This is a genomic window from Pseudomonas sp. GM60 (genome assembly GCF_000282415.1).
Classification (GTDB): Bacteria; Pseudomonadota; Gammaproteobacteria; order Pseudomonadales; family Pseudomonadaceae; genus Aquipseudomonas; species Aquipseudomonas migulae.
The window spans coordinates 53,555-65,014 of the sequence record NZ_AKJI01000055.1; the positions used below are offsets into that span (position 1 = coordinate 53,555).

Annotated in this window: 10 protein-coding genes; 3 read left to right on the top strand and 7 right to left on the bottom strand. The window is 59.7% G+C overall.

All coding sequences use genetic code 11. The features are described from left to right. Window positions 1–137 precede the first annotated feature (137 nt). Complete coding sequence (locus PMI32_RS14805; RefSeq protein ID WP_008029364.1) at window positions 138–929, top strand: dienelactone hydrolase family protein; 792 nt, start codon at window positions 138–140, stop codon at window positions 927–929. A 152-nt stretch (window positions 930–1,081) separates the two neighbouring features. After that, complete coding sequence (locus PMI32_RS14800) at window positions 1,082–1,807, top strand: 4'-phosphopantetheinyl transferase family protein (RefSeq protein ID WP_202949137.1); 726 nt, start codon at window positions 1,082–1,084, stop codon at window positions 1,805–1,807. A 114-nt stretch (window positions 1,808–1,921) separates the two neighbouring features. Here PMI32_RS14800 and PMI32_RS14795 read toward each other — a convergent pair whose 3' ends face one another. Then, entirely contained in the window at window positions 1,922–3,532 is a 1,611-nt protein-coding gene (locus PMI32_RS14795; protein WP_008029368.1) for an ATP-binding protein, read from the bottom strand. Continuing rightward, the gene (locus PMI32_RS14790) at window positions 3,529–4,251 is read right to left on the bottom strand and encodes a response regulator (RefSeq protein ID WP_008029370.1); all 723 of its coding nucleotides are present in this window, start codon (window positions 4,249–4,251) and stop codon (window positions 3,529–3,531) included. The genes PMI32_RS14795 and PMI32_RS14790 overlap by 4 nt, the downstream gene beginning before the upstream one ends. A 737-nt stretch (window positions 4,252–4,988) precedes the next feature. Here PMI32_RS14790 and PMI32_RS14785 point away from each other — a divergent pair. Then, a complete protein-coding gene (locus tag PMI32_RS14785; RefSeq protein WP_008029373.1) occupies window positions 4,989–7,883 on the top strand; it encodes a ribonucleoside-diphosphate reductase subunit alpha in 2,895 nt (964 codons plus the stop codon). Between the two features lie 331 nt (window positions 7,884–8,214). Here the strand turns inward: PMI32_RS14785 and flgE are convergent, their stop codons facing one another. The 5 genes from flgE to PMI32_RS30650 form a co-directional block, all read right to left on the bottom strand. Beyond that, window positions 8,215–9,534, bottom strand: a complete 1,320-nt coding sequence (gene flgE / locus PMI32_RS14780; RefSeq protein WP_008029376.1) for a flagellar hook protein FlgE — start codon at window positions 9,532–9,534, stop codon at window positions 8,215–8,217. Between the two features lie 31 nt (window positions 9,535–9,565). Next, entirely contained in the window at window positions 9,566–10,288 is a 723-nt protein-coding gene (gene flgD / locus PMI32_RS14775; protein ID WP_008029378.1) for a flagellar hook assembly protein FlgD, read from the bottom strand. A gap of 15 nt (window positions 10,289–10,303) precedes the next feature. Then, window positions 10,304–10,747 carry a flagellar basal body rod protein FlgC gene (gene flgC, locus PMI32_RS14770; RefSeq protein WP_007937507.1) on the bottom strand — a complete coding sequence of 148 codons (444 nt, stop codon included), beginning with the start codon at window positions 10,745–10,747 and terminating at the stop codon, window positions 10,304–10,306. A 3-nt stretch (window positions 10,748–10,750) separates the two neighbouring features. Then, window positions 10,751–11,158, bottom strand: a complete 408-nt coding sequence (gene flgB / locus PMI32_RS14765; RefSeq protein WP_008029381.1) for a flagellar basal body rod protein FlgB — start codon at window positions 11,156–11,158, stop codon at window positions 10,751–10,753. Between the two features lie 62 nt (window positions 11,159–11,220). Beyond that, on the bottom strand, window positions 11,221–11,460 hold a 240-nt coding region (locus tag PMI32_RS30650; RefSeq protein ID WP_238541024.1), incomplete at its 5' end, for a hypothetical protein.

The window sequence follows — 11,460 nt, forward strand, 5'->3', positions numbered from 1 at the left end:
TGTCCTCATGCGCAGATGCTTTGGGTACGGCGCTACCTTACGCACCGGCCCCTGAACTCCCCCTGAACGCACTCTGAACCCGAGCTGAACCAGATCGACTAGGCTGTGTTGACGACTTTTTTGCAGGAGATCCGACCATGCGTATATTCCTTGCCCTGTTCTTGCTGGCCGTGAGCGGGCTCAGCCAGGCGGCCATCAAGACCCAGGAAATCCCCTATCAAAGCCCCGACGGCACCAAGCTGATCGGGTATTACGCTTACGACGACGCGGTTAAAGGCCCCCGCCCTGGCGTTGTGGTGGTTCATGAGTGGTGGGGCCTCAATGACTATGCCAAGCGCCGGGCCCGTGACCTCGCCGGCCTGGGCTACAGCGCCCTGGCCATCGATATGTATGGCGACGGCAAAAACACCGAACACCCCAAGGACGCCATGGCGTTCATGCAAGCGGCGATCAAGGACAGCGACGCCGCCAGTGCGCGGTTTCAGGCCGGGCTGGATCTGTTGAAGAAACAGCCGCAAACCGATCCGGATAAAATCGCCGCGATTGGTTACTGCTTCGGCGGCAGCGTGGTGCTGAATGCGGCACGTCAGGGCTTGCCGTTGGCGGGCGTGGTGAGTTTCCACGGAGCGCTGGCAACCAAAGCGCCTGCAACACCGGGCAGCGTGAAGGCGAAAATCCTGGTCGAGCATGGCGCGCTGGACAGCATGGTGACGGCGGAAAACGTCGCGGCGTTCAAGGCGGAAATGGACAAGGCCGGGGCCGATTATCAATTCGTCAACCTTGAGGGCGCCAAGCATGGGTTCAGCAATCCGGATGCGGATCGCTTGAGCCATGGCGATCATGGCGGGCCGGATATTGGTTACAACAAGGCGGCGGATGAGAAATCGTGGGCGGATATGCAGGCATTCTTCAAGAAGATATTTGGTTGAGCAGGTAGACCGCGGCGCGGCCATCGCGAGCAGGCTCACTCCCACATTTGAAATGCATTCCAATGTGGGAGTGAGCCTGCTCGCGATGGCCACGCCTCGGTTCTGAACCTTTGCACTACCCAGCTTCAAGGCAACCCGGCAAAATGCCCGACATGAATCCCGTCCCCGCCCTGCCCGCCTGCTGCACCCCACTCGATGCCCATTGGCCGCTGCCGTTCGTGTTGCCTGATACGGTGCTGCTGAGCACGCACTTCAACACCTCGCAACTGGCCGCCGATGACTTTCAGCGCAGCGCCATCGAGCCGCCTGCGACCATCCAGCGTTCGGTGGCCAAGCGTCAGGCCGAGTTTCTCGCCGGCCGGATTTGCGCTCGCGCCGCGTTGCAGCGATTGGAAGGGCTGAATTTTACCCCGGCCATTGGCGAAGACCGGGCGCCGGTCTGGCCCGCGCACATCTGCGGCTCGATCACCCACAGCACCGGCCGCGCTGCGGCGATTGTCGCGCAGAAAACCCACTGGCGCGGCCTGGGAATGGACCTGGAAAACCTGCTCAACCCTGAACGGGCCGAGCGCCTGGCCGGGGAAATTCTCACCCCGCCGGAGTTACAACGCATGGAGGCAGGCCATCGCGATCAACTGGCGCTGCTGGTGACGCTGACGTTTTCGGTGAAGGAAAGTTTGTTCAAGGCGCTGTATCCGATTGTTCAGCAGCGCTTCTACTTTGAGCATGCCGAGGTGTTGGAGTGGTCCGAGGCGGGTGAGGTGCGGTTGCGATTGCTGACGGATCTTTCCAGTGAATGGCGCCATGGCACCGAGCTGGATGCGCAGTTCGGGGTCAAGGATGGGCAGTTGTTGAGTCTGGTCAGTATCAAGACCTGAAGATCTTTGGTGTCGGACAGGGCCTCTTCGCGGGCAAGCCTCGCTCCTACAGGGAATGTGATCCTGTAGGAGCGAGGCTTGCCCGCGAAGGCGATTTCCGTGACAACAAAAATCTCAACGCTTCTCCTGATTGCGCGGCCAACTCAAACTGAAACACGCCCCACCCAGGCTCTTGCTCTTGCTGATCAACGCTCGCCCGTCATGCCAATGGATGATCCGCCGCACGATCGACAGTCCCAACCCATGCCCACCCGAAGCACGGGTTCGGCTGTCATCGAGACGCAGGAACGGCGTAAATATTTTCTCCCACGCGGATTCCGGCACACCCGGCCCGTCATCCTCGATGTCCACCCGACAACGCTGCTGCCCGACCTGATAGCTGACGGTCACCCGCGATGAGGCATGGCGCATGGCGTTGCTCACCAGGTTCTGGATCGCCCGGTGCAGGTAACGGGGTTCGGCCTCGACCCAGGCATCATCGCAATCGGCGGCCGAGAGGCACAAACCGCGCTGCACCGTGACGTCGGCGCGCAAGGGCGCCAATTCTTCGATCACTTGATTGACCAACGCATCCAGGTCGATCCGCTGGAAATTCAGCGCGGGCGAACCCTGTTCCAGCCGCGCATAAGTGAGCATCTCGTCCACCAGCCGATCAAGGTCTTCAATGTCGTGATCCATGCCCTCGCGGTACTTCTCCAGCGCCTGCGGCGTGGTGGCCGAACCGATCATCTCCAGGCCGAAACGCAGCCGCGCCACGGGCGTGCGCAATTCGTGGGACACCGCGCGTACCAGTTCACGCTGGATCGCCAGCAACTGCTGCAAGTGCTCGGCCATGCCGTTGAACGCCGAGGCCAGGCGTCCCACCGAGTCGGCGCCGCGCGCCGGCACGCGGGTTTCCAGGCTGCCTTTGGCGATGCGCGTGGCGGCCGCTTCGAGCCCGCGCAAGCGGCGCTCCAGTTGCCGCACCAAGAGATAGACGATCAACCCGATCAGGCTCAAGCCCAGCGCCGCGATCAGCACCAGCCACTCCGGCGGGTAAGGATTCATCTGATACAACGGACCGATTTCCAGCACCCACGGCGTGCCGACCATGCCGGCAAACACCCGGATCGAATCGCCACCCTTGCCCAGCGCCATCACCGTATCGCCTTCGGACACCCGACGGCTCTGGTCTTCGTCCATGTCCGCTTCGTCGACCGTGACCAGCCGCAAGTCGAAACCAAACCCCTTGTCTTCTTTCAATTGCGCAAGGCGCTTGGGCTGCTCGGCCACCGGCACGCGCACCAGCTCATCGGCGAGCAGGTAAATAGTCGCACGGGCCAGTTGCTCGCTGATCTGCTGCACCTCCCCCGTGAGCATCAACTGCTCCTTGTCGCTGATCAGTCGATAGACCTTCGCCGCATGCGGACCGGTCTGCTCCACCAGCGCCTGACCGCGCAGCACGCGGGTGCGCTGAGTCAGGTCGAGGTCGGTCTGGGCGAACGTCTTCAGCGCCAACGGAATCCCGAGCAGGCGTTCCCACACCAGCAAGGCGCGGTGACGCTGGGTTTCGTTCATCGGTTGCAGGTTGTCGGCCATCAGCGAGAACGTGCCATGGGCCAGGCGCTCGCGGTACTGCTCGCTGCGCACCTGGTTGAGCATGTGCAGGGCCAGCACGCCGAGCACCGCCACCAGAATCAGCGCCGCGCACATGCCGCCATAGATACGCAGGAAGATCGAATTCACAGCGACGGGTCTACGCAGGCTTCCGGCACGAACAGATAGCCTTTGCTGCGGATGGTTTTGATCAGGCGCGGATGATCCGGGTCATCGCCGATCTTCGGCCGGATGCGCGAGATGCGCACATCGATGGAGCGGTCCTGGCCGTCATAGCCGATGCCGCGCAGTGCGGTGAAAATCTCTTCACGAGAGAGGATGCGCCCGGCATTGGCCACCAACAGCCACAGCAGGTCGAACTCGGCGCTGGTCAGCTCGATGCCGTTGTCATGCAGCCAGGCTTCACGCAAGGCGTTGTCCACCACCAGCGGGCCGAATTGCAGGCGCCGTTGTTTTTCCGGGACGGGTTCAGGCGTTTCACTGCGCCGCAACAGGGCCTGAATGCGGGCCAGCAGCAGGCGTGGACGAACCGGTTTGCAGACGTAGTCGTCGGCGCCCAGGTCGAGGCCGAGGATTTGATCGGTGTCGTCGGTACGCGCGGTGAGCATCAGGATCGGCCCGTCGTATTTGTCACGGACCTTGCGGCAAATGCTCAGGCCGTCTTCGCCCGGCAGCATCAGGTCGAGGATCACCAGGTCCGGTTTCTCCTTGATGATGCGCGCGGCCGCCAGGGCGCCGTTGCCTTCGATCGACACACGCAGGCCATTGGCCTCCAGGTATTCGCGGGTCAGTTCGGCCAGACGCTGGTCGTCTTCCACTATCAATACCTGCCAGGCTTCTTGCTCCACGGTGACCTCTGCTTGCCAACAACACTAATAAGGAAGGATCCGCCCGTCTTTTTGTAATGATTGGGGAGGATAAGAATGCGTAACCATCGGCCGATTGTATAAACGTCGCCCGCCGAGAACACAAGCCGGCAAATGCGTTCGGACAACCCGGTTTTTTGTGATAGGGTTCGCGCCCTTAAAAATCCGAATGACTGTTTTCAATCGCTGAAAATCAGCGAAAAACAGTCCGCTCCAGCTAGGTCGCGGCCTACACGCTCGTTCCACCTTTCACACACAATTTACGCACAGGTTTATCCACAGGTAGTACGTTGCAACACCCTCCGAAACGCATTATCTTGTACCCCGGCGCGAAAAAAACCCTACATGTAGGGTTTTACGCCAAAAACCAAACACAAACCGGACACCGATTTCAAGCGCTTTTATTGCCTCTTTCCGGTTGAACCAAACGTATTTTCGAAAGACCAAACCGCGCGTGCGGATGGCTACTGTTTTTGAGCCGGAAACGGCGTTAACGGTACGGGTGTTGCAGTCGATTACTGTCACCCAAAAGGATCCTGGTGTCAGGCTCAAGGCCTGAGACCAAAGACTTCGGCATGGAAGCGGCGCCCCAACAGCCCCCTTCCTGATCTGTCCCGAAGTTGGTATGCCCGGCCCAGCCGGTTGTAGTGCTTCAGGACGGAACGGTGGGCACCGTGATGGTGCCCAAACAAACATAGAGAATGTGGAGACAACCCCCCATGCAAACCGACACAACTCGCGAGAACCCGCAGGGCACTTTGCCGCAGGCCGCTGATTCGACTTCGGATCTGTCCGCCACCGCGCCTGGCCAACTGCGCGTGATCAAGCGTAACGGCACTGTCGTTCCTTACACCGATGACAAGATCACCGTCGCGATCACCAAAGCGTTTCTCGCAGTTGAAGGCGGCACCGCTGCCGCTTCGTCGCGAATCCATGACACCGTGGCCCGCCTGACCGAACAGGTCACCGCGACCTTCAAGCGTCGCATGCCATCGGGCGGTACCATCCACATCGAAGAAATCCAGGACCAGGTCGAACTGGCCCTGATGCGTGCCGGCGAGCAGAAAGTGGCTCGCGACTACGTGATCTATCGCGACGGTCGTTCGAAACAACGCGCTGCCCACGCTCCGGCAGAAGAAGCGGTCAACGCTCACCCGTCGATCCGCATCACCCGCGCCGACGGCACTTTTGCACCGCTGGACATGGGTCGCCTGAACACCATCGTCACTGAAGCGTGCGAAGGCCTGGAAGAAGTCGACGGCGACCTGATCCAGCGCGAAACCCTGAAAAACCTGTACGACGGCGTGGCCCTGACCGACGTCAACACCGCCCTGGTGATGACTGCCCGTACCCTGGTCGAGCGTGAGCCGAACTACTCGTTCGTGACCGCCCGCCTGCTGATGGACACCCTGCGTGCCGAAGGCCTGAGCTTCCTGAACGTTGCCGAAAGCGCGACCCACCACGAAATGGTCGACCTGTACGCCAAGGCATTGCCTGCGTACATCGCCAAGGGTATCGAATTCGAATTGCTGAACCCGGTCCTGGCCACCTTCGACCTGGAAAAACTCGGCAAGGCGATCAACCACGAGCGCGATCAGCAGTTCACTTACCTGGGCCTGCAAACCCTGTACGACCGTTACTTCATCCACAAGGACGGTATCCGCTTCGAACTGCCGCAAATCTTCTTCATGCGCGTGGCCATGGGCCTGGCGATCGAAGAGAAGCAGAAAGAAGACCGTGCGATCGAGTTCTACAACCTGTTGTCGTCCTTCGACTACATGTCCTCGACTCCGACCCTGTTCAACGCCGGCACCCTGCGTCCACAGCTGTCCAGCTGCTACCTGACCACCGTGCCGGATGACCTGTCGGGCATCTACCACGCGATCCACGACAACGCCATGTTGTCGAAATTCGCCGGCGGCCTGGGCAACGACTGGACCCCGGTTCGTGCACTCGGTTCGTACATCAAGGGCACCAACGGCAAATCCCAGGGCGTGGTTCCGTTCCTGAAAGTGGTGAACGACACCGCCGTTGCCGTTAACCAGGGTGGCAAGCGCAAAGGCGCTGTGTGTGCCTACCTGGAAACCTGGCACATGGACATCGAGGAGTTCATCGAACTCCGCAAGAACACCGGTGATGATCGTCGTCGTACCCACGACATGAACACCGCCAACTGGATCCCTGACCTGTTCATGAAGCGCGTCTTCGATGACGGCAAGTGGACCCTGTTCTCGCCATCCGAAGTACCGGACCTGCACGACCTGACCGGCAAGGCTTTCGAAGAGCGTTACGAGTACTACGAAGCCCTGACCGAGTACCCTGGCAAGGTCAAGCTGTTCAAGACCATCCAGGCCAAAGACCTGTGGCGCAAAATGCTGTCCATGCTGTTTGAAACCGGCCACCCATGGCTGACCTTCAAAGACCCGTGCAACCTGCGCAGCCCGCAGCAGCACGTTGGCGTGGTCCACAGCTCGAACCTGTGCACCGAGATCACCTTGAACACCAACAAGGATGAGATCGCCGTTTGCAACCTGGGCTCGATCAACCTGCCGAACCACATCGTCAACGGCAAGCTGGACACCGCCAAGCTGGAACGCACCGTGAACACCGCTGTTCGCATGCTCGATAACGTTATCGACATCAACTACTACTCGGTGCCGCAAGCGAAGAACTCCAACTTCAAGCACCGTCCGGTCGGTCTGGGCATCATGGGCTTCCAGGACGCTTTGTACCTGCAGCACATTCCTTACGGTTCCGACGCTGCCGTCGAGTTCGCCGACAAGTCGATGGAAGCGGTCAGCTACTACGCGATCCAGGCGTCCTGCGACCTGGCCGACGAGCGCGGCGCATACGAGACGTTCCAGGGTTCCCTGTGGTCCAAAGGCATCCTGCCGCTGGATTCGCAACAGATCCTGATCGAGCAGCGCGGCCAGAAGTACATCGACGTTGACCTGAACGAATCCCTGGACTGGGCACCGGTTCGCGCCCGTGTACAGAAAGGCATTCGTAACTCCAACATCATGGCCATCGCACCGACCGCGACCATCGCCAACATCACTGGCGTCTCGCAGTCGATCGAACCGACCTACCAGAACCTCTACGTGAAATCGAACCTGTCGGGCGAATTCACCGTGATCAACCCGTACCTGGTTCGCGACCTGAAGGCTCGCGGTCTGTGGGACTCGGTCATGATCAACGACCTGAAGTACTACGACGGTTCGGTGCAGCAGATCGAGCGCATCCCGCAAGAACTCAAAGAGCTCTACGCGACTGCCTTCGAAGTGGACACCAAGTGGATCGTCGACGCGGCAAGCCGTCGTCAGAAGTGGATCGACCAGGCTCAATCGCTGAACCTGTACATCGCTGGCGCATCGGGCAAGAAGCTGGACGTGACCTACCGCATGGCTTGGTACCGTGGTCTGAAAACCACTTACTACCTCCGTGCCCTGGCCGCGACCAGCACCGAGAAGTCGACCATCAACACCGGCAAGCTGAACGCTGTTTCCAGCGGCGGCAACCACGGTGAAGATTCGGTCCTGGCAGCTCCTGCCGGTCCTGCTCCAGTGCCGAAGGCTTGCGCCATCGACGAGCCGGATTGCGAAGCTTGCCAATAAGCTGAGCCGGTAGGCGCTGAAAGGCGCTTACCCGACAACCCCCGATCGGTCCTCTGGATTGGTCGGGGGTTTTCTTTTGCCTGCGGACCTGTAGGAGCCGGCTTGCTGGCGATGAACGATGACGCGGCGCGCCTGAATGACCGCGGCGCCTGGATCGCCAGCAAGCCGGCTCCTACAGGTTTCGTGTTGTTCACAAAGCATATGAAAGACGTTTAACCCTGTGGGAGCGGGCTTGCCCGCGAAGAGGCCATCCCTGACAACACAAAATCCCGGTCACAAAAAAGCCCCTCTTCCGAGGGGCTCCTTGTGTAGCGCTTTCAACCAACCCGCATCAGGTCATCTGAATGATGGTCTGCATGATGGTGCTTTGAGTCGAGATGGTCTTGGCGTTCGCCTGGTAGTTGCTCTGTGCCTTGATCAGGTCGACCAGTTCGCTGGTCAGGTTGACGTTGGACTCTTCCAGGGAGTTGGAGTGGATCTCGCCCAAGGTGCCGGTGTTCGGCGCATCGTAGCCCGGGATACCCGAGGAGTAGGTTTCTTTCCAGCTGGTGCCGCCTACTGGCTGCAGACCTTGCTCGTTGGTGAAGCTGGCGAGCGAGATCTGGCCGATGGCCTTGGTCTGGCTGTTGCTGAAGTTGGCCAGCATGATACCGCTGCCATCGATGGTCAGGTTGGTGATCTGGCCGGTGGCGTAGCCGTTCTGCGAAGGAATCGAACGTGCGGTATCGGCGTTGTACTGCGAGGTTTTGGCCATGGAGACCGTAACGACGCCGGAAGTAGCGCCGTTCGCTGTCCACACGCCATTTTTCACGTCACCGGGAATCCAGCCGGTGACCTTCAGGTCAGGGCTGACGATCGGCGCCGGAACGGCCGGTGTGGTGACCGAAACCAGATTGCCCGAGGTATCGAACACCATGGTCGAAGCGACCGGCAGGTTCAACGGAACCGCGGTAGGACTAGGGTCGGTGCCATTCGGGTTGCGACCATCAATCAGGGTGTAGGTTTTCCAGGTGTTCGCCCCGGTCTTGACCATGTATTGGTCCATGACGTGCTTGTTACCCTGAGTGTCATAAATCGGGGTACTGAACTGTTTGGTGAAGGTGGCTTCTTTGGTCGAATCAAACGGGGTGGCAACCTGATCGATAACCGGTGAGGTGGAGTTCAGGTTGATCGTCGACGACACCGTGGAGGTGTTTTTTGGCGCCAGGTTCGAAGTATCGATACGCAGGTCGGTCAACACGCCGTTGATGATCTTGCCGTTGGCGTCCACGCCGTAACCTTGCAGACGCGCAGTGCCGTCGGTGTTGGTGACGTAACCGTCCTTGTCGACCTTGAACGTACCGGCACGGGTGTAGGACAGCGAGCCGTTGTCGTTCAGCACGAAGAAGCCGGAACCGTTGATGCCCATGTCCAGCACGTTGCCGGTGTTGTTGACGTCGCCCTGGGTGAACTGCTGGGAAACGTTGGCCAGGCGCACGCCGTTACCAATGGTTTTGCTACCGGAACCCAGCTTGGTGGCCGAGTAAACGTCCGAGAATTCCGCACGGGACGATTTGAAACCGGTGGTCGCGACGTTGGCGATGTTGTTGCCGGTCACGTCCAGTTGTTTGTTGGCTGCATAGAGACCGCTAAGGCCGATATTGAAAGACATATTCCACTCCTTTGTGCCGTGTTAGTCGGCTCTACATACCAATTGTTTGTACTTTGGACAGGGCGATGCTGCCCCCACCGGCGAGATTGAGCATCAACTCACCGCCGGTCTGGCTGATGGTCACGCTGCTGACAGTCGCCGGCAGGTACGTCACCAGCGAAGTCGCCTTGCCGTCGTAAGTTGCGGTGGCGCCGAAGGTGTACGTACCCGCCTTGGCCACTTCGCCCGCATCGTTCTTGCCGTCCCAGATGAAGCTGGCGGTGCCGGCTTTCTGGCTGCCCAGGTCGATGGTGCGGATGACCTTGCCATCGGCGTCGGTAATCTTCACTTTCACCGGATCGACCGACGCCGGTACGGCGATGGTTCCGTTAAAGCTCTTCGAGGTATCGACCACGGCCTTGTCGCTCGGGGCGATGACCGAACGCCCGACCAGCGACGAAGCCTGCAAGGCCTGGGACGAGTTGTAGTTGCTGGCCAGGCCACTCACGGTGGTGTTAAGCGTGGTGATGCCTTCCAGGCTGCTGAACTGCGCCAACTGGGCAACGAACTCGCCGTTGTCCTGCGGCTCCAGCGGGTTCTGGTTCTTCAGCTGTGTCACCAGCAACTGCAGGAACGCGTCCTTGCCCAAGGCCTTTTTGCCGGTGGCGCTGTTCGTGGCGGACGCCAGGCCGTCGGCACTGGTGTTGGTCTTGATCGAAGAGTTGGCCAGGATGTCTTTGAGGCTGATGCTGCTGGTGGTATCGGTAACACTCATCTGAGTCGCCCCTTATCACTGACCGAGGGTCAGGACCTTCTGCATCATGGTTTTGGCGGTGTTCATCATTTCGGCGTTGGTCTGGAACGAACGGCTCGCGGAAATCATGTCGGCCATTTCTTCAACCACGTTGACGTTCGGGTAGTAGACGTAGCCCTTGGCGTCGGCCGCCGGGTGGTTCGGCTCATAGCGCGCTTCCAGATTGCTCTGGTCTTCGACCACGCCCAGCACTTGTACGCCCTGACCGGCCGCGTCCTGGTTCTGGAACAACGAATCGCTGCCGCCGCTCTGCCCGCCCTGGAACATGGTGGCGAACACCGGATGACGTGCGCGGTAGGTCTGGTCGATGCTCGACGAGACGGTCTCGGCGTTGGCGATGTTCGAGGCCACGGTGTTCAAGCGCGTTGTTTGCGCACTCATGCCGCTACCGGCAATGTTGAAAACACTGGATAGAGACATGACTTACTCTCCGCGAAGGGCTGACATCAGCCCTTTGAATTTGCTGTTGAGCAGGGTGAAGCTGGCCTGGAAGTTGATCGCGTTTTCCGCGTAGTTCGACTGTTCCAGCTGGGCGTCCACGGTGTTCTGGTCAATCGACGGTTGCATCGGCGTGCGATACAGCAGCGACTCGTCGCCATTGCCCATGCCTTCGGCTTCGATATGACGGTTGTTGGTCATGTTCAAGGCGAATGTGCCGCTCTTGGTTTTCTCGTTCTGCTCGGCGAGCACTTTCGAGAAGTCCAGATCCCGAGCCTTGTAGTTCGGGGTGTCGGCGTTGGCGATGTTGTTGGCCAGGACTTCGGCACGCTGGGCGCGGAAGCCCAGGGCTTGTTCGTGGATACCGAGCGCTTTATCGAAGCTGATGCTCATGTCGGGAAACCTTCGGGTGACCTGATTTTTCGTACGATGGATATAGCAAGTGGCGTGCCAATTCAAAAAAGCCCGTAAACCGGGGCTTTGCGGGCTTGGGCAAGGCGGCAATGCCAGAAAAGCGGCAACGGGTTTCCGCCGTCTGCCGCTTTTCTGCCGCTTTCGGTTTTGGGCTCTTGGGTTGTGGGTTTGTGTACATATCCGTTTTGGGGGTAACGGCGGCTATTGGTTTCGCCCTTACGGCGAGTCACTTTGGAGAAGCCCCAAAGTAACCAAAGGGCTCTTGCCCCTTTCGTTCGGTG

Bases quoted from the DNA above. Each gene is read 5' to 3' on its own strand.
- flgC (WP_007937507.1), bottom strand. From the start codon at position 10,747: ATGTCTCTATCCAGTGTTTTCAACATTGCCGGTAGCGGCATGAGTGCG.
- PMI32_RS14785 (WP_008029373.1), top strand. From the start codon at position 4,989: ATGCAAACCGACACAACTCGCGAGAACCCGCAGGGCACTTTGCCGCAG.
- PMI32_RS14805 (WP_008029364.1), top strand. From the start codon at position 138: ATGCGTATATTCCTTGCCCTGTTCTTGCTGGCCGTGAGCGGGCTCAGC.
- flgE (WP_008029376.1), bottom strand. From the start codon at position 9,534: ATGTCTTTCAATATCGGCCTTAGCGGTCTCTATGCAGCCAACAAACAA.
- flgB (WP_008029381.1), bottom strand. From the start codon at position 11,158: ATGAGCATCAGCTTCGATAAAGCGCTCGGTATCCACGAACAAGCCCTG.
- PMI32_RS14800 (WP_202949137.1), top strand. From the start codon at position 1,082: ATGAATCCCGTCCCCGCCCTGCCCGCCTGCTGCACCCCACTCGATGCC.
- flgD (WP_008029378.1), bottom strand. From the start codon at position 10,288: ATGAGTGTTACCGATACCACCAGCAGCATCAGCCTCAAAGACATCCTG.